Origin of the sequence: Microcoleus sp. S13_C3 (genome assembly GCF_036700905.1) — a bacterium.
GTDB lineage: Bacteria > Cyanobacteriota > Cyanobacteriia > Cyanobacteriales > Microcoleaceae > Microcoleus.
The window spans coordinates 1-21830 of record NZ_JAUBPT010000137.1 but is presented as its reverse complement, the minus strand read 5'-3'; the positions used below and the strand labels follow the sequence as shown (position 1 = coordinate 21830).

Here is a 21830-nt window from a genome sequence, read left to right as displayed (position 1 = left end):
TACAATTATGAGTTAGCTCTAGGGGATTAAATTTAAAACCTCTAATTATAACATATATTTTTTTTGCAAGAGGTCTAATGTTTTTTGTTTCACGATATTGTTTAAGCAATTTTTGTACAAAGCTCAAGGCTACAGAAAAACGCTTAGCTATTGCTTTTTGTGAAATGGGCTCAGTATGATAAGTATCAAGTATTTTTTGTCTAAAATCAATCGAATAAGCTTTCATTTTTAACAAGGTATGAAGTTGGGTACAAGTAAACGTGTTGTGAGTCAAGCAGATCGTGCTGTCAAAAAAATGCTATTATGTGTGGTATCGCTTTCGCGTGATCTTACTGAACCATATAATTATAGTTCATTTGATCTTATCTTCTCTGTTTGACCCTCAAGAGTGAGTGTCAGTAACCAGGGTAAGCTCATCTAATTTGGTATAAATTGTACTTGACAAAACCCACAAAATATACAGGGTAGCCCGCTCGTCAGTCACGGTTCTATAATGACCTCAAAAGCTAAGTCATCAAGGTCAGGAAAAGTTTATGGTTATGAGTAAAGGATTCGCTCCCTCCAACCCAGCGGAAAAATCCGAAGAACTCAACAAGCCAAAGCCCATCTCTATCGAAGATTTACAAACGGGCTTTTCAAATTATTTTGATGACGTACCAGATCCAAGAGTGGAGCGAACCAAACAACATTTACTCAAAGACATTCTTGTCATTGCCCTTTTAGCGGTCATAGCCGGAGCGAATGGGTGGGAAGACATGGAAAATTATGGAATCAGTAAGCTTACCTGGTTACAAAAGTTTTTAAAATTACCCAATGGCATCCCGAGTGATGATACATTCCGTCGGGTCTTTGAAAAGTTAGACCCCAAAATGTTAGAGCAAAAATTGCGAACATGGCTCAACCAATTAATCGGTTCAATTAGCCAAGAAGTGATCCCGATAGATGGAAAAAGTCTGAGAGGATCTTATGACCGACAAAAAGGGGTAAAAAACTTACATTTAGTGACGGCGTGGGCGAGTGAACATCGGTTAGTCTTGGGACAAGTCAAAGTTGAAGACCATTCAAATGAAATCACAGCGCTCCCGGCATTATTGGAATTAATTGACATCACCGGAGCCATTATTACGATTGATGCGATGGGGACACAAACCGAGATTGTTCGGTTGATTCGTCAGAAAAAAGCCGATTATGTAGTCACCTTAAAAAGTAATCATCCAACTCTTTATAATCAAGTTAAAACCTGGTTTGAGATGGCTAAATCTCAACAGTTTGAGGGAATTGAAGTGAGTCATGATTCCCGCACAGAAAAGGGACATCATCGCGTCGAAATTAGAAAAGTTTGGGCGGTGCCAGTGGCGGCATTAGGAGGGCTTTATAAACAAGAACAATGGACAGATATTCAGACGATTGTTTTTGTAGAACGAGTCCGTCATCTTTGGAACAAAACGACTCAAGAGGTACAGTTTTACCTAAGTTCTTTACCAGTGGATGCTCAGCTTAATGGTCGTGTAATTCGTCAACATTGGGGGATTGAAAACCAAGTTCATTGGACTTTAGATGTCACTTTTAATGAAGACCAATGCCGCATTCGGTCGTTAAACAGCCCTCAAAACTTGGCTCTTATAAGACGAATGGCACTTAATGCCATCAATCAAGAAACGACTCTCCGACGTAGTTTGCGACAAAAAAAGAAACGAGCGGCGATGAATGATGACTATATGATGCAGATTCTCAAATGCTTGTGTCAAGCCTGATTAAGATGCTCTTACCCTGTGTCAGTAACATGATACCTCATATTTCTGAGAAAGGCTATAATTGAAAACTTTTATATTTACGTGGTTCTTTTTTTAAGCATTCTTCCAAAAACTCTATATCTTCTTCTTTCCATTTGGCTTTTACCCCTCGACCTGGTTTTTACCAAAGGCTTTCTATACCAAATTCTTCCCATTTATGTAAGACTGCTCTCACTGTTTGTGAAGCCCAGTTAAAGTGAGTAGCTATTTTCTCAACATACCAGCCATTTGCGTTTAACCTGATTACTTCTGCTCGATCTTTGAATTTTTGTGGTACTTTCGCCGTTCTCAGATTAAATAGGGTTTTGTCTTGCTTTTGAGTCAGAAATACCCTTAATCGAGCGCCCATATATTAATTACCTCACTAAAGCTCTACCTTTCTTTATGTATCTTAACATAGTTTTGTTTTTTTTCGCCGACCTACTTAGGCGATTAAATTTAAAACTTCTAATTATAACATAGATTTTTTTTGCAAGAGGTCTAATATTGAAGTAGAGAAGCTAGAAACTGGAGACGCATCAAAGGAACAGTCGCTTGGGGAACGCAGATCGACAGACCTGCTAAGTTGATTGCTTCTGCCCTGCCTGGAGTTCTCCGTTTTACTCCTGGCTCGGCTGGCGGGGGATTGAATCGCCACCAGTGGTCATAATGCAATCCAGCCATGTACTCGGAAATCCCATCATCCAAAGGCATAGTTCTGGGTTTAGTTTCTGGGTAGCTGGTAAACGATTTTGCGATTTCAATTTGTGTTCCAAGGTTAAGTAAAAAGTAGTAAGAAATTTACCACTTTTTACTTTCTCATTTAATCACAATATTCCCAACGTTTACCGCCTGATCGGTAGCCTTTACGAATTGCTACACTAACAGAGTGATATTCTAATCCCATACTTCTAGCAGCTTCAGCAGCACTTTGAAATTCTTCTCCTGTGTTTAAGCATCTTACCTTTTTCTGAATTTTTGAATTTCGATCGTCTTTATGCAGATGCCAATGTTCCTCGTTAGTCATTACCTCCAGGTTTTCTAGACTATTATCACTTCGATTACGGTTTTTGTGATGGACTATTTCAGTTTTAGGATCGCTTTCACCATAATAGGCAAGATAACGACCTAGATGTTTTTCCATAATCAACGTATGTTGAGCAACGTAATCTTTGTATACGCTTACGTTTTCTATGGTGCGAGGATGCCCCGGACAATATTCGTAAAGGTATCCACGAGAAGTCTTAATAACTTGCGATCGCTTTTGATGGTTGAACTTCTGTTCTCTTAAAGTGATGCCTGCCTTTTCAAGAATTCCGGGGATACTTTTCCTCGTACACCCTAAGATTTTTTCAATACTTGAATAACTATGCCCTTCCCAGTAAAGTTTAATAATCTTTGGAATGTCTACATCAGATACTTTTGCTTTTCTTCCCATTTCTAGATTCCAAAATGTTGAAATCTTAGAGCGAAGCATTACATTATTTCATTTGACAACAAAGAAGCTAGAAATTGTAAACGCATTAATGGAACAGTAGCTTGAGGAACACAGATTGATAAACCAGCTAGAGTTATTGCTTCAGCACGTCCGCGTGTGTTTCGTGGCAGTCCAACGTTGGCGGGTGGCGGGTTATAACGCCACCATTTTTCATAATGCAATCCAGCCAAGTAAGGGGGAATCCGAGCATCCACAGGCAAACTTCTGGATGTAACTTCTGGGTAGCTGGTAAACGACCTTGCGATTTCAATATTTGCTCTAACCGATGCTGCCCAGCTCTGCCACCCTTTCCGTTGCTGGAGGCTAAGGTCGTTGGCGTAGGCAATGATAAACACTCTTTGCCTCTCGTGTGGCGCACCGCACTCCGACGCGCTGATAACTTCAACTTCTGTTTCGTAACCGCCCATTCTGAGTCCGGCAATAATTGTTCGTAGCCCTCGATCGATAAGCCCGACAGGATTCTCCACCAATACAAAACTTGGTCTACCGAGTATGACGCATCGGAGTGCTTGGAACCAGAGGCTTGATTCAACATGGATGAGTCCTGTCTTTTTTCCGGCTCTAGATGTGCCCCGACAAGGGAAACTGATTGTGTAGACATCGGCTCTTTGTTTAATAGGGACATAATTAATAATGTCGGAATGAATTGGGATTCCTGGGAAGTGAGTTTGCAGAACTTTTTGGGAGTAAGGGTTGTTTTCTACGAATTCGATCGTCTCTAATTTAATCTGAGAATTAGAGTTCACTAAACTTCCTGCTAATTCCCAAGCTCCTATTCCCGCAAACAAATCAATGCACTTTAGTTTCATTTGAGTTGAGTTTATTTTAATTCTATCATTTTCACTTCGTGTTTGGGAAGTAGTTTGAGGGAAAAGTATGAGGCAAAAGTATGACTAAAATTGTAATGATTTCTGGCAGTCGATCAATAAAAGATATCAGTGCTGGATTACCATCAATCGATCGAATAATAGAGCTAAAGTTTTCGGTAATTGTTGGTGATGCGGGAGGCGTAGACAAGCTAGTTCAAGAATATCTGCGTCGATCGAATTACCTGAACGTTAAGGTTTACTTTGCTTTGTGGGACGGCAACGGAAAACCGAGAAATACGACGGGGTATGAAACAGTAGGAATTGCAGGCAGCTATGTCAATCGAGATATAGCAATGTGCTTACTTTGCGATTACGGTTTGGCTCTCTGGGATGGCAACAGTCGGGGAACCAAAGAGAATATCGATCGAACTGGAAGGAAAACCAAAATTATCAGAATTTGAGGCAATTGAGGTTGGTCGGTGAGGGTCGCTTCGCGATAAGGGAGTGACCTATCACTTGTAACTACCATGACTATTACTGTGGAAAAGTTTGACTTCGACAAATTTAACACTGAAAAAGTTAAATTTGCGATCGATATTGAACGCGAAGTTTTCAACGTATCTGAAGGTTTAATCGATCATTATGATCAGTTAGATAATTCTCCACTGTGGCGAGGTAAGTTTTCAGTTGAGGAATATCGGCAAATGCTATGGCAACAAATCCAGAAGCATTTACCGAGATATTTCAGAGTCAGATTAAAAGGTTTCTATGAGCCTAATTTAGTGCCTGATTCAGATATCTTTCGCTCAGTCATGGAATTAGCTCATGTTTATCGGGATACAGGTCGGCTCAAGCTGATTTATATTTCCGATCGCTCTCATGCTGAACTTGTCGCCAGATGCGTTGATTATTTGGCAAATCAGGTTCTAAATTAGATCGGCTGTACCAGGAAAAGACATAAATTCTTTTCCTGGTAAAAAGCCGAGGTTTTCAGCGATACCGAAAATTAATCTTGGGTAAGAAGCTGTTATCTGACTATTCTACCACGCAACATCAAAACCACAACTCTAATATTAAGAAAATCATGTCAGACATTCACATCAATCCAATGAGCCTTTTTCCCTATGATGTCAACAGACGACAAGGAACTTATTTCGATAGAAACGGCAAGCGAGTTGAGGATGAATGTCTAAAAGGTCATTATGCTGTTGCTTATGAAGGCACAGACATTCGTTTGGCAACTTGGGCTTGTAAACAGCGCAAAGAATTGACCAATTTAGCTACTTATTTTAAAGGAGCAACAGTCGAAGAAAAACGTCAAATTATTTGGCAGAAAATTGAAACTCAAACAGTTAATAGACATTTCCTTCGTTTCTGTGAGAGACATAGAAATGAGCCTTTATTTCTTTGGTATGTGAGTTCTTACGACTTACCTACTGCTCAATTCATCAAAAGATTTCTGGAATGGTATTGGTCAGAATATCCCATAATCAACGTTTAATAAAACTGTGGCTAGCGCTTCGCGATAAGGACAAGAGTTTTTATTGCGGAGTTTGCCATGAGTTTAGTTACAGTTAAACCAACAGGAAAGAAAGTAGTTACCCTGATTTCCCGCCCTCGCCCTGACCAGTCTCAGTTTGATTTGTCGGTTAACGAGAATTTGGTTTGGCGAGGCGGTGTCTATGTTTGCGTAGATGGTAGGAAGGAATATCCTTTCTCTTGCGAACTCCCGTTATCTGTCAATGGCGATCGCATCCAGGTAGGTAGCCTTTATTCGACTGTCTGCGGGGTAGTTACAGTTAAGTCGATCGTCCCTTCAGTAACTGTTGCTCAGTATTTTGAGTACATTGTTGAAACTGAACAAGGAACTGACGAAAAACTTTTATCCTGGGAAATCTACAGCGCTGTCTAACTTTTAAGTCAGAAATAGAAACATCTCCCGTTTCTGTTTCTGGCTTTTCTTATGTCATGCTCATGTGATGCTCATGTGCGCTCTGGATGTGTGAGAGTTGAAGTGAAGAAAGAGAGATGAAAATACTTCGTTTTGGGGAAGTGATGTTTTTCCCAAAACGAAATGGAAAACGTATCACTGTTTAACTGGATTGTGAAAAACAATTTCCCCGAAGCGGATTTCTGGCTGATAAATAAAGGTAGCAAAAATAAGTTAGGGGAACCAGTTAAGGAATTTCAGCCTTACCTTACAGGCATCAAATGTCCAGTGTTAGTTTTGCCAGATTACGCTTTCTATATGTGCCTACACCTGTACCAGCAAGGATTATGGCAACAGTATTCGCAAGGTTCATTAAATCTTCAGCATCTTCGCCTCAAGAATGTCAAAGAAGTTTTTCGCTCGATTGGTAATCAGCACAGAATTAAACATCAAGCCCGTTTCAAATCGTTTATTCCATATCCTGTATCTGCTACTACAACAGAGACAGAAGAGGTGTATGCTTCGCTATAAAACGTTGACTTATTGAATTGTTCACTTACAGGATTAGTGAAATGGAAAGAATAAATTTCGGTGGAATTCAAGCTGAGGTGTTGGCGTTGTCTCCACATCACGGCTGTTTTATTTTCCGACTGTCCGATCGGATCGCTATCAAAGGCATTTACACAAGCCAATTTACTTGGGATGAAACAACGGACAATCTCGCAGGTTTTCTATCAGAACGGTTTGTCCTATATGTGGGAGTACACACCTACGACGAAGCTGAACTTATCAAAGACACAATCACCAAAGCTAGCGGAACTCCCAATGAGGATGTCTCTGTTGCTAAACTCGTTCGGGGCTATCCCTATCAAGTGAGAGCGATCGGGCTTTCTCCTGAGTATCTTATTCAAACTCTACAGCATTTTCCTCATCCTGTTTAGCAGAAACATCAGAAACATCAGAAACACTAGCAATCAAAGAAACAAAATCAAGAAACTGTTTCTAAGGTTGTTAATGTTTTGCTTCGCTTTGAAGTGTTGAGTTATTTACTTAGTAAGGAATCTTGGTCATGGAAATAGTCAATTTTGCAGGTGTTGAAGGTGAAGTAGTGGAAACATCACCGCACGGCAGTTATGTTGTAGTAAGATTGAGCGATCGAATCACGATTGTCGGCACAACCAATAATCAATTCAATTGGCAAGAAATGCCGGATGCTGCATCAGGATTTGAATCCTTCATCACGTACATAGGGATTCGATCGAAAACTGAGGCTACTACATATCTCAATCTCGTAGCTACAGTTGGCGGTTACACACTTCCGAAAGAAGCCGAACCGAGAAAAGCTAAGCGGATTAAAGATTTCCCGTTTGAAATGAAAATACGTGGGCTAACTCCTGAGTTTGTTGCTGAAGTAATTCGCTGCAAGAAAAAGTAGCTGAGCATTCAACTACCTAAAAGCTAAAACCTAAGTTTCTCTTTACTACTTCTGCAAGGAGAAACTTAGACTATCCACATTACCTAATTCACCCACAATTCTGATGTCTGACAAAATAGTTTACGATGTGATTCAACGATTTGAAGTTATTGACGGTGTACCTCAATTGATTTCTACTGACATTAAAACAATTCAAGGTGGAACAACTTTGTTTTCGCTCGCAGAAACTTGGTTAGTAAAAAATACTCAGTTAGTGCGGTGCTACACAGAACAATACGTTGGTTACAAATACAAACGGGACAAAAGATATCAACTGATTCTTACTCCTAGAGCAACCTCTCTTCAAGTAGCATTTCCCGCATCTAATTTCCCCAACAAATCCAAGTTTGTTACCGAAAATGATCCGCTGTTTCCTTACGCACTGAAGATATCGATCGTAAACAAAGAAAGTCTGTTCAAACTTTTCAATGAACTTTTCCCACAACAGGACTAACAAAGATGTCTCTAACTGAACGTGAAGAACGGGAACGACAAGTTTTTGAATCCGAACGTGAGAAATCGGAAATCACTGAAAAGCTAAAGTTGGCTTTCAAATCCTTGGCTTGGCAACATTACCAAGAACAGATGACTGAAGCCGAGTTTAACAAAGGTTGGCAAATTCATCAGATTCATTCAATGGATTACTATCAGACTGTTTGGTATCTCATGGAGAAAGGCTTTAATATCCAAGCTTTAGTCCATAGTCAATCAGTAACAGAAATCTAACTTACTCTACTCTACTTCTACTACCATGATTCAGATTGATTCAGAAACAGAACAAACAACTCTACGCCTACGTGATGCGTTCCGGGTGCTCGCATGGGAGGTGTTTGAAACAAATCCTCAGATTCGTGAAGATTTAAACCAGCGTTACACCAGATTCTACAGTCGCTGGAGACAGAGTAAGATTCGATCGATGGATCTAACTCAACTTACTCTATTAGCAACAGAAAGAGGTTTCTCGATCGAACAACTCTTAGCCATCAGAGAATGCTACTACTCGATCGCTCAACCTTATCCAGATACTTTTGCTGATGATTAACTGTTGACTAGCGTGATTGGTGATGGCAAGCTTATCTTTCCATCATCAATCGTAGGCGTAAACCGGGCTTGCACTGAGCGTAGTCGAAGGGCGTAGCCATCGAAAGAGAAGAAGCAACAGTAATTTTTCTGTAAGGGTCGCTTCGCGATAAGGAAGTGATTTTTAGTGATGGATAATTCCAATGAAACGACTAAAGAAAGAGATCCCTAACCTTGAGCTTTTTCGCGATTACTGCCGTAGCTTAGTAGAGCTAATGAAGCCTAGCCACTCAACGCTGACGACTCGACGACTAGAACTTTGGCTTTTTAACGAAGTGCATCTAGGCAACGGCACAGTAAAGCCAGCTTATTTTGACGATCGACTCTATAACTTCTGCCAACGAATCTATCCCGGCAGTAACATAGGCTTGCTCACCTATCACGGCACTGAGAGAGGAGGCAGTAGTGGCTTAATCCGACCTCACAAGGATCACGGCTACGCAATGCCTCACGCAGTAAGCATAAATCTTGGCGAGGCTGAATTTGCGATCAATGGCAAGCTTCATAAACTCAATGATGGCGACATCTGCGAATTTAACTGCAAGCTTACTCACTCAGTCCCACGAATCCTGACCCCTGAGCGCTTCTCCCTAGTCCTTTGGACTTTGAATGAGAAGAAAGGCTATAAATCACAAATGGTAGAACCGATCGAATGGTAGAGGAAAGGCTGCATAGTAACAAATTCTATGCAGCCTTTATTACTTATTCAACACCAATTGAAATGAAAGAACCTACAGTAGTTTTTCTGTCAGGTTCGCTTCGCGATAGGGAAATGAGATAGGTTTTCTGCTTATTTCCAAAATTACTGTACATTTATCAAAGGAATTTCATCATGGCTATTGTATTTATGTCCAAAACTGCCAAAAAGCGTAGTTTGTTGATTGATGCGCTTCGTATTCTTGCCTGGGAAGAGTACAAGTCTACCAACAAAGAAGCACTCAAGAATCTTCAGTATGGCGGTTATGCTGTCTTTGACAAAGAATGGCAAGTTGATGAAATTCATGGCAAAGGTTATGAGGATCTTCTCGCTTTTGCTAAGAGTCTAGAGTTTTCTGAGGCAGAATTGCTTTCGATTCGATCGAAATACTACGCCAAGAAAACTAATACTCCTAGTACGACTGCTTCTGTCAAGAATAACAGTTCGTCTAACGGTAATGACAATGGTAACATTCCTGAAGATGTTAGTGCTGTTGAAGAAGAAGAATATGATGTTGGTGATGCCTTTTAGCCTTGACTAACAGAGATTGATGGTGGAGAGTTTCTACTTTTCATCATCAATCCTATCATCGATCGAAAGAGAAGAATCTACAGAGAGTTATCTGTTAGGGTCGCTTCGCGATAAGGAGGTGAGTGAAATATTGTCGTTTGGAGCATAGTATCATGGAAAAGATGAAGAAAGTTATCCCAAATCTCTCTGAATTTAAAGAGTATTTGAGAGGTTTAGTTGCAGAAATGGAATATAGCCATAGTAGTTTGACCAATAAAAGGTTAGAACTTTGGTTATTTAATAAAGTCCATCTTGGCAACGGACAAGTCAGCCTTGGGTTTTATGACGAAAGGTTGTATCAACTTTGCCAGAGGCTTTATCCAGGCTGTGATATAGGTTTGTTGACTTATCATGGCAAAGAAAGAGGTGGTAGTTGTGGATTGATTGCCGATCATCGTGATCATGGCTATGCACAACCGATCGCAGTTTCCCTAAATATTGGCATTGCAGAGTTTGTGGTGGATGGCAAAAGCTGTGTGTTAAATGACGGAGAAATTGTGAAGTTTAATTGTAAGCAAATCCATTCTGTCCCTCGCATTATGAGTGAGGAAAGATTTAGTTTGGTGTTGTGGCAATTAAATCAAGCGAAAGGTTATCGATCGAAAATGGTTGAGTCGATCGAATGGTAGAATAAGAGTTAAATATTTTGGAGCAATCCAGAATATTTAACTCTTATTTTTCATCAGTTAATTAAGAAGCAATGGTGAAGTTAAGCGTTTTGTAGGGCTTCGCCATTGGGGATTGAGTTAGATTTTTGTACTTTACTTAGAGGTTTATCATGGCTATCAATATCTTGACCAAATCTGAAAAAGAAGCATCCAATCTGAGAGATGCTATTCGGATAATGGCTTGGTCACAGTTCAAGGCTGACAATGATACCGATCTCAAAGGTTTAGATTTGTACGAAATTTTCAAAAAGGACTGGGAAACGTATGAGATTCATAAAATGGATCTGGCAGGAATTCGTACATTTGTCGGCAAGTTGGGATACACAGCAGATGAATTGATGCAAATTCGTACTGAGTATTATGCCAACAAGAAAGAGTACAACAACAACAGAACTGATGAATTTTAGTTCTAGCGATACCGATGCGCGTAGCGCCCGCAAGCTACGAACTTAAGAAAAAGCCTCAGTATCTGTAAAGGATATTGGGGCTTTAAAATTAAGAGAAAGAGTAAGTGAAGATTTTTTGTGAGGGCGCTTCGCGATAAGAGAATGAGTTGTAATTTTGCAACTCATTAACCCTTATCTAGGTATTTCTCATGGCTAATTTAACTGAAACTTTGGTATCGATCGTAATTGCTGGTGAATTAGCAGCCCTTGCATTGTTAGCAGCAACTCCAATCATCGGTTATGCAAAAGTAACAGCAGCTCATGTCCAGTTAGTTCAAACAGCGAAGCAAAGCAGATATGATGCAATCGTAAATTATGGCGAAGTTAGAAGTGTCGCAATTTTCACAGGCGATCAGCCAGCAATTGCAGAGTGTTTGAGCGGAGTTTGTGGAGATAAAATCCCTTTGCCTAGTGGTATCACCATCAAATCAACCTTTAGAGGTATTGATGCGAAAGTTGCAGGTAAAGCAGGTAGCAATGTAGCAACGTTGATTAGTTGGGCAAGCGAAACCAATAGCGGAATTGGTGGTAGCTATGGCCAGCATGGAACAATAACCTTTAGCCATCATTGGACTAAAAAGCGGTTTTGCTTAGTTCGGGGTGGAGCTAATGGCAATCAAGGCGAAGTCGTAATCCGAACTGATAAGGACTGTAAATAGCAATGTTGAAGTATAAGAAAATCTCTAGCTGGTGCTAGAGATTTTTTTTTAGACCCACACAACCATTATTCATCAACCAAAAATCACTCATCATGAACAAGAAAATTGTCGGTTTAGCAGGTTTAATTCTCGCTGGTTTCGCTTCCTGTCAGCTCATGAAACCAAAGTCAACCGAAGAACTTCCCGCAGCTCCAGTCATCAAAGCATTGCCTCAAGATCCATCACTTCAGGTTTACTTCAATCAGTCTCAGACTTCTAGCTATACTGAGCCTTATCGCCAAATTACTCGTCCAGGTCATGACTTAGAACAGCTCATGGTCTATTCCATCAATAGCGCTCGCGAGAGTGTCGATGTCGCAGTTCAGGAACTTCGCTTGCCTCGGATAGCGCAAGCTCTAGCGCATCGTCATCGCTCTGGCATCAAGGTTCGAGTCATTATTGAAAATCTCTACAATCGTCCAATTCCTCTTTCTCCCTCACAGGTAGCAGCGTTACCCAAGCGAGAGCGCGATCGCTATGCTGAACTCGTTCACCTTGCAGATACCGATAAAGATGGTTCCCTCTCCGATGCCGAAATCTCCAGCGGTGATGCTCTAGCGATCGTCCGTGAAGCTGGAATCCCGATCATTGACGATACTGCTGACGGCAGCAAAGGCAGCGGATTGATGCACCACAAGTTCATAGTCATTGATGGCAAAACCGTTATCGTCACTTCAGCTAATTTCACCACCAGCGATATTCACGGCGATTTCAACAGCGCCGAAAGTCGGGGAAATCCCAATAATCTGCTCAAACTTCAAAGCCCGGAGCTGGCAAAAGTTTTCAGTGAAGAGTTCGCACTCATGTGGGGCGACGGGCCCGGAGGAAAGCCAGATAGCAAGTTTGGTGTAAAAAAGCCAAGCCGTGCGATCGCCAGAGTTCAAGTTGGCGGTGCGATCGTCTCCGTTCAGTTTTCACCGGCGACCGCGAAAACTCGCTGGCAGCAGACACCGAACGGATTAATCGATCAGACTTTAGGCACCGCATCCAAATCCGTCAATCTGGCGCTGTTTGTCTTTTCCGCCCAGCAGTTGGCGAACACACTCGAAGCCAAATCTCGAACCGGAGTCGGTATCAGAGCTTTGGTTGATTCCAGTTTCGTTTATCGCCCCTACAGCGAAGCGATGGAAATGATGGGCGCTAGCCTACTTGAAGGTTGCAAGTTGGAAGTCGAAAACCGTCCCTGGAGTCACCCACTGGCGACGGTCGGAATGCCAAAACTCCCTGTAGGCGATCGACTCCATCACAAGTTCGGTGTTGTTGATGGAGCGACAGTTATCACCGGTTCTCACAACTGGAGTGAAGCCGCCAACCGGGCAAATGATGAAACGCTGTTGGTGATTGAAAGTGCCACGGTCGGCGCTCACTTCGAGCAAGAGTTCGATCGGCTCTATCAAGGCGCAATCCTCGGTCTACCGCAGCGCATCAAGCAGAAGATGGATTCGCGGAAATCTGAATGTAACTAGATAATTATCCGGCCCTCGCTGGAGATTTTCTGTTACCTAGCGCTTCGCGTTAATGAGTTGATTTCTAACTAAAAACTATGCTGCACCTCAAAAGCTATTTCTCTGTTTCTGAACAACAAGCTTTAGTTGAGCTTATCCGAAATATAGCCAGAGCCAACGGCGGGATAACAATTCCTGTAATGCCCAGTGGTCTGAAATTCAACTGTAGCCAAACCAGTTGCGGAATAGTTGGTTGGCTATCCGATCGCAAAGGCTATCGTTACTCATCCATCAATCCAGTAAATAATCAGCCATTCGCAGCAATGCCGACAGAGTTGATAGATATTGCTCAAAGTTTAGCCAAATTAGTTGGTGAATTTGATTACCATCCCGAAACCTGTCTAATTAACTTTTACCCAGCCACCGGGAAAAGTAAGTTAGGTTTGCATCAAGATAACACCGAGCAGAATCTCAAACCCTGCATCATTTCGATATCTCTCGGTGATGATTGCAGTTTCGTCATCGGCAGCAACCGCAGTCGCAAAGACCCACTCGACGGCATCCTCTTACGATCGGGCGATGTCCTCATCCTCCACGGTGACAGCCGTTTAGCCTATCACGGAGTCCAAAGAATTCTTCCCAAAACCTCGGACTTATTGAAAAACCACGGCAGATTAAACTTAACCATTCGCCAAGTTTATTAGCCAAGAAATAACACAGAAATAAGTAATGCTTCGCCATGAGTTGTTGATTCTTTTTCAGAGGAACAACTCATGGCAACAAGCAATATTCCTGCTTTACAACAACGAGTCAATCGAAGTCTTAACCGCGAGACTCAATACAATTTTGATGAACCGTTTGATGTGAAAGAGTACCACACCGCGATGATTACTGGACATCGCTGGTTCAATTACAATATTCCGATCGATCAACTTATCACAATGGCAGTGAAGCAAGGCGTGACTAAATTCTTGTGTGGTATGGCACTCGGCGCTGACCAAGTTGCAGCAGAGATTTTAGTTCGGCGTAAACTCAAATGGACAGCCGTGATTCCTTGCGCTGATCAACATAAGTTATGGAAACCTCGTGAGCAAAGTCATTACAAGAAGTTGCTGGAGAAAGCCACAGAACAGAGATGCCTTTATCAGACCTACAAACCTGGTGTCATGCAGGCTCGGAATTTGTGGATGGTGAAACGATCGGACATTTGCCTAGCAGTTTTTTCCGGCGACCCTCACGGCGTTGGCGGTGGAACTGCCACAACTTTCGAGATGGCCCGCAATCATAATCTGCTCATTTATCAGTACATCCCGGCTGAATCTCAGTTCTTAATTATTGAACCTGCTCACCGTCAGTTACGCCTCTTCTAGCTGTTTTTCATCGCATCCCCCTTATTAAGGGGGACATCTGACCAACCGCAAACTTAACCAAAAACTCAACCAGAAACTCAAAATGAAGAAAAAAGCAGTTATAGCGCATATTCACAGTCGCATCACCAAACTTGCGAAGGGTGCGATCGAACGCGGAGACATTCTCACTTGCGATCGCATCTCCGACAGCTCTTACTTAATCAAGCGTTCTGTGCCTGATAAAAATGACGGCAAACCACAGACTACCAAATATACTACCGTCGCTGCTGCTAGCCTGCTTTATCTTCTCAATTCCTACGCTTTAGCTAATTCCATAGACACAGAAACAAAAACAAAATAATGCTTCGCTGTAAGGGAGTGTTCTGTTTTTGTTTCTGTGTCTAAATGCAAAACCATTCAGCTACCTTCAGAACACCGCAAACCTGGTCAGAAGAAGATATCTATTATCTTTCAAAAGTTGAAAAGATACTAGATGTAGATGCGATCGTAGAAACGCTTAAATCTCGCTGCATCTGTGACTGTCAGATGTACGACGATTCTGATGTCAAATTAGCGTTTGTGCGTTGGTTTCAAGCCAAAATCGAATACATGAGCAACGATATTTACAATGTCGTTGAAGCTGATGATAACGTTTTCCAACTTAATTTGGCTCCTCTCTGAACTGAGAAATGAAAACAAAAGTACCCCTCGTGAAGGCTTCGCCGGGGGGTACTGATTTCTACTCTATTCCTCTGTCAAAGGTAACAAATATGTCCATCCAATCTTTCACTACTCTATCACAAACTGGTCAACAATTAGTAATCGATTCTGAAACTGTTGAGACTCTAGTTCCTGCAAAAGCATCAGACCGGATGCTTCTAGAAGCGATCGGCAAACTAATTAATCTGGATGAAATCGTCGATCGGCTTCAAGCTTTGGATCATCAGCAATGTAGCTTATTTACGGCTGACCAAGTTAAGTTTGCTTTCCTCAAATGGATTGAGAATCATCTTGAGTCGATCGAAATGCAGCCTGAATGGTTCATTAACAAGGATTTCAAGCATTTCGATCGACATCTGCCATTTGATGATTTGCAAGATGCAATAGAGTTGCGAGAGTACGATCCAGAATCTATCTATGAAGAAATCGGTGTTGCTCACGAAGCTGGATTATTTGATTCGCCACTTGAAGATGATTTCGAGGGAACACCTCAAGAAGCAGCCATAAACGCTCTTAGTTGGTAGCTTTCTAGCACAGAGACACAAAAAAAGCGGTTAGCGTAGGACTAACCGCTTTGAGTTTAGTTACAGATTCAGTTCAGGTATTTCCACCTCACAATTCTAACATGAAACATCTCCAAAGAATTGCTGAAATTCGCAATCAAATTGAAAGATTAAAAGTTGAAGCTGATGCGATCGAACCGGATGCTATTCTTGAAGCTTTCGAGATTATTGAGTCTAAAAAATCTCGCAAAAACGTTGTCTATAATGACGAGAATGCGAAAATCATCATCCAGCTCAGAACTCGGTACGATGACAAAAACCTTACTGTTACTCGATTGGATGAAGACATCAACCGCGAATACGAGAAACTGTGTCGATCGAACGCAACTGCCATCGAAACTAGCCAAGCTTACATTAATGATTTGCAAGAAATGCTTACAGAAGCAGAAACAAAACATGAAGCACTTCTCGCTTCTGTGTACTTAGAAACGTTGCGGAAACAGCGGGCGGTCGCACTCAATAAAACTGAGCATAAAGTTCCAAGTTTAGCGGTTTATGTTCACTACCTAAAGTCTTAAAATAAACCTAAAGCGATCGTACTTTTAAAGTGCTTCGCTTTAGGATATTGATTTCTTTCGTAAGTTTGTACAATGACAAAAATCATAATCAATGAATCCAGTTTTCAGGTAGAACCCTTTGTCCGCTACAAAGAAAATCGAGTCAAAGGACACTTTACTTTACAGAATCAAGAATTTCCTTCACTGAACATGGCGATCGTAAAGATGAATCACCTAACTTTAACGCTCGATTCGGTACTTGCTCGATTGCCAATAACAGAAATCTGGGGATTTGTCCTTAATGATTCTGGCGGAACGCTTTCAACTTTAATCACAGTTAAGCGTGATTTACCAGCGATCGAACCTGGCAAAATCTATGAATTAGGCTTTCTACCATTTAAGACTGACATAGGGAAAGGCTTCATGCTAAATGCTTTTCCTCGCAATCCTGTGAATAATACCGAAAAGTATGCTTTAGAAGCTGCTGACGATATCCTTAACTGTGAAATAGATTTTTGTCATGATAAAAAATTAAATCAAGTAGTTATTTAACTTTGGCGTACTTTGCGATTATATTGACCGATCGCAAGCTACCCTAAAGTTAATAGATATACCCAAACTGAGCGTAATGCTTCGCTGAAAGGTATTGAGTTTTAGTAATAGAAACTCAAACAGAAACAGAAACAAAAACAAACCAAAAGCAGAAACAAAACCAGAAACAATCATGGAAAACCCAATCATCATAGACGGATTCGCTTTTCGCATTCCCACCATTCCTAGCCGTTACAGAGCCAACTGTAGTAAAGAATTCGGAATGTTCGTTACCGGAGACACCAAAGGAATGAACAGCAGTAAAGCCGAGAAAGCTGGACTGACCCGTGGTGAATTTGTAGAAATGGCAATCTGTGCGATCGGACAGAAAACGCTAACTTTCAAGCCTCACTATGAAAATGAGCAATTCACCGAAATCTGGGGCATCCCAGTAGCCGGGGGAATGAAAACTCATTTCCATGAAAAATGTAGCGAACTTTCAACTTTCTTAATTCATCGTCAATCACAAGACAAAATGAAAGGCTTAGTCGAATGTTTTGGGCGAGAGGCATTCAATTCTTGGGTTGCTGAAGGTATGCAAGGCGACCACAGCGAATATGCACTCAACAAAGCATCAGACGCTTATTTCGCAAACATTTTCCGCTTCGAGATGGTGCAAAGTGAAGGTAATCATGGCCCTTACTACTACTTAGCCATCACCACTCGTCCGATCAGAAATCCTTTTGAAGAGGCTGCCGTAAAAGCTGCTCGTATGATTTTTGAAGATGAGAAAAACGGTATCCGTCATTGCAGCGATCCTCGACTGATTGAGAATCAGGCAATGTGTTTGGGTTCTGCTTCTGATTCGGGTTTAGCTCTTGCAGCGGGGAACGGCGCTGAAGTTGTTGAAGCTGAACAACCTGCAAAACTACTTAAAGGCAAATAATCCACGATTCAGGGGAATATTCCCCTGAATTTCTTCAGTTCGATCGTCCTTACTCAGAGCGATCGAACTGTTCCACTCAAACTCTATCTACTCGTTCTCTGCCAAAATGTGATGCTGAAAACAATCAAAGTAACTAGCCCAACAGGTAATGAACGACACATTATTAAGTTGTTCAAAGGATATGTGGTGGATTTTCTCAAAAAAGCTGTTGCTGTTGCCGAAGAAAACGGTCAACAGTTTTTACCTCAATTTCAAAATTCTGACTGGCAATGGGTAACAGATTCCTCTCCCGCTGAATTAGTCGAAACAGTGTCTTGGGCATGGCACAGTCGATCGAACGGGGATGGAGCCGATGGAGATTGCACTATCTATCTCAAGTCTGAGCAAGGCATCCGCAGCCACACCACAGAAAGATTGCTTGAAGGTAATGCCGTCTATGACCTGGATATCACCGTAACCAGCTAGTTTCTCATTTCTACACAAGCGCGCGTTAAGTAACACGCGCGCGTGATTACCCAACATCTAAAACACATTATGAGCAATATTCAGTGGACTGGCATCACGGCTAACCCCATCCATTTGGTCAAAGCCGATGGCAAACACGGCGGACACTGGTGCCATAAAATCAGCCCAGGATGCCTTCATTGTTATGCCGAAACAATGAATCTAAGTAACTACTTCATCTTTGCCAGTGGCTTAGCCTACAGCGGGACAGTTCCTGTCAACATGGTTTTCTCCTCAATCATCATGGAGAAGCTGGTGAGAACGAAGAAAGGTGAGAGAATTTTCATCTTCTCCATGACTGATTGCTTCGGGGATTGGATCAGTGATGATACGTTGGATTTAGCTTTTGCTTATATGGTGGTAGCGTCCCAGCACACCTTCCAAATTCTCACAAAACGCCCGGAGCGGATGCCGGACTATTTTCGATCGGCAAAAGAACCCATCAGAAAACACGTTGAGGATTTGAGACGGGAACTGAAATTACCCCCGGCAGAGTTTGTGTGGCCGATTCCGAATCTCTGGCTTGGCACGACGATCGAGAACCAAGACTGTACTAAAAGAATTCCTTACCTTTTAGAAACAGAATCAGTAATTTGGTTTCTGAGCTGTGAGCCTTTACTAGAACGGGTAACGATTAAGAAAGAATGGCTAGATCAAATCGACCAAGTAATTATCGGCGGTGAATCCGGGCCCGGTGCGCGTCCCTGTGACCTTGACTGGATTCGATTCATGGTCACGCAATGTCAAAGTGCTGAAGATGTGGCGATATTTGTCAAACAACTTGGCTCAAACCCCATCCTCAGCGCCTGCTATATCGAAGGAGTAGCAACTACTTACCAAAAACTGAAGCTTAAAGATAAAAAGGGCGGGACGATCGAAGAATTTCCCGAAGATGTGAGATTTCGTCAGTTTCCTGTTCCGAGACAAATTCCGAGACAAATGTTGCCGTCTTCTCTCTCTCTCTAATCCTGCCTGAGAAAAAACCTCTGACCTGTGCCAATGGTTCGTCAGAGGTTTTTTTTTAGCTACTGCCTACAATCTTTCAACAAATATGACACTCACAAAAATCGGCGGACAAAAAATCGCTGCTGGCAAAATTGGAATTTCTGTTGAAGAATATCAGCAAAATCTTAAGTCTGGTCTGAAATGGTGTTTTTCTTGCAAAACATGGTTAAAGGTCAGCTTGTTTAACCAAAGTAAAAATGCGCGCGACGGGAAAGATAACCGTTGCCGAAGCTGTCGGAGAGCCTTTGATCGCCGAAGGTATCAGCCTATTCCGTAGCTGGCGGGCGCGTAGCGCATCGGTATAAGTAAACCGCGAGGCTTTCCCCCGGTTCCCGGCAGAGATGGCGACAAAAACCAAGCCCGCAACCGCGTAAATTACGCAGTCAGACGCGATAAATTACCCCACGCCCGTAATATCCCGTGTGTAGATTGCGGTCATTTAGGGCCCGATGGCGTACCGCCCCGCAAGCTACGACTCCATGAATATGACCACTATAAGGGCTACGATGCCGTCAACCATCTAGAAGTCGAATGTGTTTGCGTTCCCTGCCATATCGATCGGGAACGCAAACGGAAACAGGAAAGGCAATATCACAAACACATCAGTCCTGGCAAATAGTGCTTCGCTGTAAAATTGTAAGTTTTCTGGACAAATAATATGGCGATTCGCATTCCCAACAAAAATGGTAAGTTCTCTGACCCTGATCCGGAACCTAAGTCGGAGTTAGAGTCAGAGCCTTCTAATTCAAAGCCAAAAGAGTCAATGTTTGCCAAATTTACAGCGAAACTATCTTGGGAAACTAAGAATGTTGAGCCTGAGTTGGATGAACTCTTTCCTTATTACAAAGACTACTGCTATATCTTTCTAACTCCTAACTGTGATGAAGAGTATGTAGGAGAAGGCTATGGAATCTATCGAAATTGCTTAGACAAATACGATGAAATTGGTCGGCGGTTGGCAAAAATGTGGCCGATCGAACAAGTAACTGAAGACAAGAAAATCAATCACAACAGTCGAGGTAAATAATGGGAATTCGCATTCTTCCTAAAAATCACCAGTTCCGTGAACCAGAACCAGAACCTGTTAAATCTTCGGAATCTGGATTTGATGTAGACTTAGTATTTCGGAAATTAACAGCTAAAGTTCGCTGGGAAAAGGAACATATTAAGCCTGTGTTAGGTGAACTATTCTCTTCTTATGACGATCGATGCTTTATCTTTTTAACGTTTGAATGTGACAAAGGATATGTGGGCAAAGGTTACGGCTTTTACCACTCTCGCACCGCAGATTATGATGAGATTGGTCGGCGGTTGGCTCAGTTATGGCCGATCGAAGAAGAAACAGAAGAGAGAAAAGTAAATCATTACAGTCGTGGTGCTAGGGCGTAGGTACAGTATTAGAAGTTGACAAAAGTAGGAAAGCATGATAAGTGAATTTAGGAGCTTGTTAAATCCTAACAATCAGGAAGAAGAAAAAAACCTATGCGTCCTCCCTTATGGCATCCTCCAATTGAGCTATCAGATCATGAAGCGTTGATTATCAAACGCATTAAACGAGCCAAGCTATTCACCTTTCTGCGACTTAACCGTTTATTCATCTTTAATGATGAGTTCCAAGAAGAACTCGCTACCATCTTTAAAGACAGCACCGTGGGTAATAGCCCAGTTCCTCCGGCCCAAATTGCCTTAGCAATTGTTCTTCAAGCCTATCTAGGGATTTCTGATGATGAAGTGATTGAAGAAATGGTGATGGATCAACGTTGGCAGTTAGTTCTCGATTGCCTTAATTGTGAAACTCCCCCTTTCAGCAAACCGACTTTAATTAGATTCAGAAATCGCTTAATTAAAAAAGAATTAGACCAACGTTTAATTGACCGCACCGTAGAAATTGCCAAGCAAAAAGGTGGGTTTGGCTCATCTCAACTCAAAGCGGCTTTAGATTCTTCCCCGTTATGGGGAGCTGGTAAAGTCGAAGATACATATAATCTATTGGGTCATGATGAGCGTAAAGCAGTGAGTGTGATAGCTGCTGGACAGGGGCGGGAGCCAGCAGAAATTGCCGAGTTAGCTGGTGCACCAATTCTCAATAGTTCCAGCTTAAAAACAGCCTTAGACTTAAACTGGGATGAGCCTGGAGAACGTCAAAACGCACTATCAATTATTCTAAACAGCTTAGATTCCGTAGAAAAATGGATGCAAAGCCAGTCTGGTTGTGATGGGTTTGAAGTCGCCAAAGAGACTCTAGATGTAGCCCGAGTGATTGAATCTCAAAATGTAACTTTTGACTCTCTCTTGAGTTCCAAGTTTAAGTAAAGGAGTAGCTAAAGACCGTCGCATTTCTATTGAAGACCCAGATCTGCGACATGGACGGAAAAGCAAGTCGAAGAAAATAGATGGATATAAACGCCACATCCTCAAAGATTTAGAGAGTGGGGTAGTTGGCGCGGTGGCGTTGACTCGCGCAAATACTCCGGAAGCCACTGCTACAGTTAACCTAGAACGTGACTTAAAATTTCAAAATATTCACCTAGCTGAGTTACATATTGATCGCGCTTATTTATCCAGTCATTGGGTGACACAACGGGATGATAAATTACAGATATTTTGCAAGGCGTGGCCGGTCAGAAA

Annotated in this window: 36 protein-coding genes and 1 pseudogene; 32 read left to right on the top strand and 5 right to left on the bottom strand. The window is 41.9% G+C overall.

What is annotated here, in order from left to right; genetic code table 11:
* Positions 1-226: pseudogene (locus QUA16_RS28050) on the bottom strand (hypothetical protein); the annotation flags it as partial.
* Between the two features lie 313 nt (positions 227-539).
* Between QUA16_RS28050 and QUA16_RS28045 the strand changes: the two are divergent.
* Complete coding sequence (locus QUA16_RS28045; protein ID WP_333107467.1) at positions 540-1754, top strand: ISAs1 family transposase; 1215 nt, start codon at positions 540-542, stop codon at positions 1752-1754.
* 160 nt (positions 1755-1914) lie between these two features.
* On the opposite strand, the gene QUA16_RS28040 is transcribed toward QUA16_RS28045, so the two are convergent.
* From QUA16_RS28040 to QUA16_RS28025, 4 genes are all read right to left on the bottom strand, one after another.
* A complete protein-coding gene (locus QUA16_RS28040; protein WP_333107469.1) occupies positions 1915-2142 on the bottom strand; it encodes a helix-turn-helix domain-containing protein in 228 nt (75 codons plus the stop codon).
* A 131-nt stretch (positions 2143-2273) separates the two neighbouring features.
* Positions 2274-2486 carry a hypothetical protein gene (locus tag QUA16_RS28035; RefSeq protein ID WP_333181504.1) on the bottom strand — a complete coding sequence of 71 codons (213 nt, stop codon included), beginning with the start codon at positions 2484-2486 and terminating at the stop codon, positions 2274-2276.
* 109 nt (positions 2487-2595) lie between these two features.
* Positions 2596-3210 carry an HNH endonuclease gene (locus tag QUA16_RS28030; protein WP_333181502.1) on the bottom strand — a complete coding sequence of 205 codons (615 nt, stop codon included), beginning with the start codon at positions 3208-3210 and terminating at the stop codon, positions 2596-2598.
* Between the two features lie 38 nt (positions 3211-3248).
* Positions 3249-4079 carry a DNA cytosine methyltransferase gene (locus QUA16_RS28025; protein ID WP_333107474.1) on the bottom strand — a complete coding sequence of 277 codons (831 nt, stop codon included), beginning with the start codon at positions 4077-4079 and terminating at the stop codon, positions 3249-3251.
* 80 nt (positions 4080-4159) lie between these two features.
* Here QUA16_RS28025 and QUA16_RS28020 point away from each other — a divergent pair, with 80 nt between their 5' ends.
* The 31 genes from QUA16_RS28020 to QUA16_RS27870 form a co-directional block, all read left to right on the top strand.
* Positions 4160-4540 carry a hypothetical protein gene (locus QUA16_RS28020; RefSeq protein WP_333107476.1) on the top strand — a complete coding sequence of 127 codons (381 nt, stop codon included), beginning with the start codon at positions 4160-4162 and terminating at the stop codon, positions 4538-4540.
* Positions 4541-4606: 66 nt separating this feature from the next.
* The gene (locus QUA16_RS28015) at positions 4607-5014 is read left to right on the top strand and encodes a hypothetical protein (protein WP_333107477.1); all 408 of its coding nucleotides are present in this window, start codon (positions 4607-4609) and stop codon (positions 5012-5014) included.
* 149 nt (positions 5015-5163) lie between these two features.
* Entirely contained in the window at positions 5164-5580 is a 417-nt protein-coding gene (locus tag QUA16_RS28010) for a hypothetical protein (RefSeq protein WP_333107478.1), read from the top strand.
* A gap of 57 nt (positions 5581-5637) precedes the next feature.
* On the top strand, positions 5638-5991 hold the full coding sequence (locus QUA16_RS28005) for a hypothetical protein (protein ID WP_333107479.1): 354 nt from the start codon (positions 5638-5640) through the stop codon (positions 5989-5991).
* A gap of 162 nt (positions 5992-6153) precedes the next feature.
* Positions 6154-6540, top strand: coding sequence for a hypothetical protein (locus QUA16_RS28000; RefSeq protein WP_333107480.1), 387 nt, complete (start codon positions 6154-6156; stop codon positions 6538-6540).
* A 41-nt stretch (positions 6541-6581) separates the two neighbouring features.
* Positions 6582-6950 (top strand): hypothetical protein, encoded by a 369-nt coding sequence (locus QUA16_RS27995; protein WP_333107481.1) that lies wholly within the window; start codon positions 6582-6584, stop codon positions 6948-6950.
* 128 nt (positions 6951-7078) lie between these two features.
* A complete protein-coding gene (locus tag QUA16_RS27990; RefSeq protein WP_333107482.1) occupies positions 7079-7444 on the top strand; it encodes a hypothetical protein in 366 nt (121 codons plus the stop codon).
* Between the two features lie 103 nt (positions 7445-7547).
* Positions 7548-7937 (top strand): hypothetical protein, encoded by a 390-nt coding sequence (locus tag QUA16_RS27985; protein ID WP_333107483.1) that lies wholly within the window; start codon positions 7548-7550, stop codon positions 7935-7937.
* Between the two features lie 5 nt (positions 7938-7942).
* The gene (locus QUA16_RS27980) at positions 7943-8209 is read left to right on the top strand and encodes a hypothetical protein (RefSeq protein WP_333107484.1); all 267 of its coding nucleotides are present in this window, start codon (positions 7943-7945) and stop codon (positions 8207-8209) included.
* Between the two features lie 25 nt (positions 8210-8234).
* The gene (locus QUA16_RS27975) at positions 8235-8525 is read left to right on the top strand and encodes a hypothetical protein (RefSeq protein WP_333107485.1); all 291 of its coding nucleotides are present in this window, start codon (positions 8235-8237) and stop codon (positions 8523-8525) included.
* A 253-nt stretch (positions 8526-8778) separates the two neighbouring features.
* Positions 8779-9222 (top strand): hypothetical protein, encoded by a 444-nt coding sequence (locus tag QUA16_RS27970; protein WP_333107486.1) that lies wholly within the window; start codon positions 8779-8781, stop codon positions 9220-9222.
* 173 nt (positions 9223-9395) lie between these two features.
* Complete coding sequence (locus tag QUA16_RS27965; protein ID WP_333107487.1) at positions 9396-9791, top strand: hypothetical protein; 396 nt, start codon at positions 9396-9398, stop codon at positions 9789-9791.
* 152 nt (positions 9792-9943) lie between these two features.
* Positions 9944-10459 (top strand): hypothetical protein, encoded by a 516-nt coding sequence (locus QUA16_RS27960; RefSeq protein ID WP_333107488.1) that lies wholly within the window; start codon positions 9944-9946, stop codon positions 10457-10459.
* A 149-nt stretch (positions 10460-10608) separates the two neighbouring features.
* Entirely contained in the window at positions 10609-10905 is a 297-nt protein-coding gene (locus QUA16_RS27955) for a hypothetical protein (RefSeq protein WP_333107489.1), read from the top strand.
* 188 nt (positions 10906-11093) lie between these two features.
* A complete protein-coding gene (locus QUA16_RS27950; protein ID WP_333107490.1) occupies positions 11094-11603 on the top strand; it encodes a hypothetical protein in 510 nt (169 codons plus the stop codon).
* Between the two features lie 92 nt (positions 11604-11695).
* Positions 11696-13108, top strand: coding sequence for a phospholipase D-like domain-containing protein (locus QUA16_RS27945; RefSeq protein WP_333107492.1), 1413 nt, complete (start codon positions 11696-11698; stop codon positions 13106-13108).
* 77 nt (positions 13109-13185) lie between these two features.
* The gene (locus tag QUA16_RS27940) at positions 13186-13791 is read left to right on the top strand and encodes an alpha-ketoglutarate-dependent dioxygenase AlkB (protein WP_333107494.1); all 606 of its coding nucleotides are present in this window, start codon (positions 13186-13188) and stop codon (positions 13789-13791) included.
* Between the two features lie 69 nt (positions 13792-13860).
* Positions 13861-14457, top strand: a complete 597-nt coding sequence (locus QUA16_RS27935; RefSeq protein ID WP_333107495.1) for an SLOG family protein — start codon at positions 13861-13863, stop codon at positions 14455-14457.
* An 82-nt stretch (positions 14458-14539) separates the two neighbouring features.
* A complete protein-coding gene (locus QUA16_RS27930; RefSeq protein WP_333107496.1) occupies positions 14540-14797 on the top strand; it encodes a hypothetical protein in 258 nt (85 codons plus the stop codon).
* Positions 14798-14841: 44 nt separating this feature from the next.
* Positions 14842-15117, top strand: a complete 276-nt coding sequence (locus QUA16_RS27925) for a hypothetical protein (RefSeq protein WP_333107497.1) — start codon at positions 14842-14844, stop codon at positions 15115-15117.
* A gap of 8 nt (positions 15118-15125) precedes the next feature.
* On the top strand, positions 15126-15680 hold the full coding sequence (locus tag QUA16_RS27920) for a hypothetical protein (RefSeq protein ID WP_333107498.1): 555 nt from the start codon (positions 15126-15128) through the stop codon (positions 15678-15680).
* A gap of 50 nt (positions 15681-15730) precedes the next feature.
* Positions 15731-16237: a hypothetical protein gene (locus QUA16_RS27915; protein WP_333107499.1), complete on the top strand. Its 507-nt coding sequence runs from the start codon at positions 15731-15733 to the stop codon at positions 16235-16237.
* Positions 16238-16309: 72 nt separating this feature from the next.
* Entirely contained in the window at positions 16310-16768 is a 459-nt protein-coding gene (locus tag QUA16_RS27910; RefSeq protein WP_333107501.1) for a hypothetical protein, read from the top strand.
* Between the two features lie 172 nt (positions 16769-16940).
* On the top strand, positions 16941-17693 hold the full coding sequence (locus tag QUA16_RS27905; protein WP_333107502.1) for a hypothetical protein: 753 nt from the start codon (positions 16941-16943) through the stop codon (positions 17691-17693).
* A 111-nt stretch (positions 17694-17804) separates the two neighbouring features.
* Positions 17805-18158 carry a hypothetical protein gene (locus tag QUA16_RS27900; protein WP_333107503.1) on the top strand — a complete coding sequence of 118 codons (354 nt, stop codon included), beginning with the start codon at positions 17805-17807 and terminating at the stop codon, positions 18156-18158.
* Between the two features lie 69 nt (positions 18159-18227).
* A complete protein-coding gene (locus QUA16_RS27895; protein ID WP_333107504.1) occupies positions 18228-19163 on the top strand; it encodes a DUF5131 family protein in 936 nt (311 codons plus the stop codon).
* A gap of 85 nt (positions 19164-19248) precedes the next feature.
* Positions 19249-19479, top strand: coding sequence for a hypothetical protein (locus QUA16_RS27890; RefSeq protein WP_333107505.1), 231 nt, complete (start codon positions 19249-19251; stop codon positions 19477-19479).
* A gap of 381 nt (positions 19480-19860) precedes the next feature.
* Positions 19861-20229 carry a hypothetical protein gene (locus QUA16_RS27885; protein WP_333107506.1) on the top strand — a complete coding sequence of 123 codons (369 nt, stop codon included), beginning with the start codon at positions 19861-19863 and terminating at the stop codon, positions 20227-20229.
* Positions 20229-20591, top strand: a complete 363-nt coding sequence (locus QUA16_RS27880) for a hypothetical protein (protein ID WP_333107508.1) — start codon at positions 20229-20231, stop codon at positions 20589-20591. Before QUA16_RS27885 ends, QUA16_RS27880 begins: the two co-directional genes overlap by 1 nt.
* Positions 20592-20684: 93 nt before the next feature.
* Complete coding sequence (locus QUA16_RS27875) at positions 20685-21515, top strand: transposase (protein ID WP_333107509.1); 831 nt, start codon at positions 20685-20687, stop codon at positions 21513-21515.
* Between the two features lie 22 nt (positions 21516-21537).
* A partial coding sequence (locus QUA16_RS27870) for a transposase (protein ID WP_333181506.1) occupies positions 21538-21830 on the top strand: 293 nt, incomplete at its 3' end.

Coding starts and splice junctions, on each gene's coding strand:
- QUA16_RS28045 (WP_333107467.1), top strand. CDS start 540: ATGAGTAAAGGATTCGCTCCCTCCAACCCAGCGGAAAAATCCGAAGAA.
- QUA16_RS28040 (WP_333107469.1), bottom strand. CDS start 2,142: ATGGGCGCTCGATTAAGGGTATTTCTGACTCAAAAGCAAGACAAAACC.
- QUA16_RS28035 (WP_333181504.1), bottom strand. CDS start 2,486: ATGCCTTTGGATGATGGGATTTCCGAGTACATGGCTGGATTGCATTAT.
- QUA16_RS28030 (WP_333181502.1), bottom strand. CDS start 3,210: ATGGGAAGAAAAGCAAAAGTATCTGATGTAGACATTCCAAAGATTATT.
- QUA16_RS28025 (WP_333107474.1), bottom strand. CDS start 4,079: ATGAAACTAAAGTGCATTGATTTGTTTGCGGGAATAGGAGCTTGGGAA.
- QUA16_RS28020 (WP_333107476.1), top strand. CDS start 4,160: ATGACTAAAATTGTAATGATTTCTGGCAGTCGATCAATAAAAGATATC.
- QUA16_RS28015 (WP_333107477.1), top strand. CDS start 4,607: ATGACTATTACTGTGGAAAAGTTTGACTTCGACAAATTTAACACTGAA.
- QUA16_RS28010 (WP_333107478.1), top strand. CDS start 5,164: ATGTCAGACATTCACATCAATCCAATGAGCCTTTTTCCCTATGATGTC.
- QUA16_RS28005 (WP_333107479.1), top strand. CDS start 5,638: ATGAGTTTAGTTACAGTTAAACCAACAGGAAAGAAAGTAGTTACCCTG.
- QUA16_RS28000 (WP_333107480.1), top strand. CDS start 6,154: ATGGAAAACGTATCACTGTTTAACTGGATTGTGAAAAACAATTTCCCC.
- QUA16_RS27995 (WP_333107481.1), top strand. CDS start 6,582: ATGGAAAGAATAAATTTCGGTGGAATTCAAGCTGAGGTGTTGGCGTTG.
- QUA16_RS27990 (WP_333107482.1), top strand. CDS start 7,079: ATGGAAATAGTCAATTTTGCAGGTGTTGAAGGTGAAGTAGTGGAAACA.
- QUA16_RS27985 (WP_333107483.1), top strand. CDS start 7,548: ATGTCTGACAAAATAGTTTACGATGTGATTCAACGATTTGAAGTTATT.
- QUA16_RS27980 (WP_333107484.1), top strand. CDS start 7,943: ATGTCTCTAACTGAACGTGAAGAACGGGAACGACAAGTTTTTGAATCC.
- QUA16_RS27975 (WP_333107485.1), top strand. CDS start 8,235: ATGATTCAGATTGATTCAGAAACAGAACAAACAACTCTACGCCTACGT.
- QUA16_RS27970 (WP_333107486.1), top strand. CDS start 8,779: ATGAAGCCTAGCCACTCAACGCTGACGACTCGACGACTAGAACTTTGG.
- QUA16_RS27965 (WP_333107487.1), top strand. CDS start 9,396: ATGGCTATTGTATTTATGTCCAAAACTGCCAAAAAGCGTAGTTTGTTG.
- QUA16_RS27960 (WP_333107488.1), top strand. CDS start 9,944: ATGGAAAAGATGAAGAAAGTTATCCCAAATCTCTCTGAATTTAAAGAG.
- QUA16_RS27955 (WP_333107489.1), top strand. CDS start 10,609: ATGGCTATCAATATCTTGACCAAATCTGAAAAAGAAGCATCCAATCTG.
- QUA16_RS27950 (WP_333107490.1), top strand. CDS start 11,094: ATGGCTAATTTAACTGAAACTTTGGTATCGATCGTAATTGCTGGTGAA.
- QUA16_RS27945 (WP_333107492.1), top strand. CDS start 11,696: ATGAACAAGAAAATTGTCGGTTTAGCAGGTTTAATTCTCGCTGGTTTC.
- QUA16_RS27940 (WP_333107494.1), top strand. CDS start 13,186: ATGCTGCACCTCAAAAGCTATTTCTCTGTTTCTGAACAACAAGCTTTA.
- QUA16_RS27935 (WP_333107495.1), top strand. CDS start 13,861: ATGGCAACAAGCAATATTCCTGCTTTACAACAACGAGTCAATCGAAGT.
- QUA16_RS27930 (WP_333107496.1), top strand. CDS start 14,540: ATGAAGAAAAAAGCAGTTATAGCGCATATTCACAGTCGCATCACCAAA.
- QUA16_RS27925 (WP_333107497.1), top strand. CDS start 14,842: ATGCAAAACCATTCAGCTACCTTCAGAACACCGCAAACCTGGTCAGAA.
- QUA16_RS27920 (WP_333107498.1), top strand. CDS start 15,126: ATGAAAACAAAAGTACCCCTCGTGAAGGCTTCGCCGGGGGGTACTGAT.
- QUA16_RS27910 (WP_333107501.1), top strand. CDS start 16,310: ATGACAAAAATCATAATCAATGAATCCAGTTTTCAGGTAGAACCCTTT.
- QUA16_RS27905 (WP_333107502.1), top strand. CDS start 16,941: ATGGAAAACCCAATCATCATAGACGGATTCGCTTTTCGCATTCCCACC.
- QUA16_RS27900 (WP_333107503.1), top strand. CDS start 17,805: ATGCTGAAAACAATCAAAGTAACTAGCCCAACAGGTAATGAACGACAC.
- QUA16_RS27895 (WP_333107504.1), top strand. CDS start 18,228: ATGAGCAATATTCAGTGGACTGGCATCACGGCTAACCCCATCCATTTG.
- QUA16_RS27890 (WP_333107505.1), top strand. CDS start 19,249: ATGACACTCACAAAAATCGGCGGACAAAAAATCGCTGCTGGCAAAATT.
- QUA16_RS27885 (WP_333107506.1), top strand. CDS start 19,861: ATGGCGATTCGCATTCCCAACAAAAATGGTAAGTTCTCTGACCCTGAT.
- QUA16_RS27880 (WP_333107508.1), top strand. CDS start 20,229: ATGGGAATTCGCATTCTTCCTAAAAATCACCAGTTCCGTGAACCAGAA.
- QUA16_RS27875 (WP_333107509.1), top strand. CDS start 20,685: ATGCGTCCTCCCTTATGGCATCCTCCAATTGAGCTATCAGATCATGAA.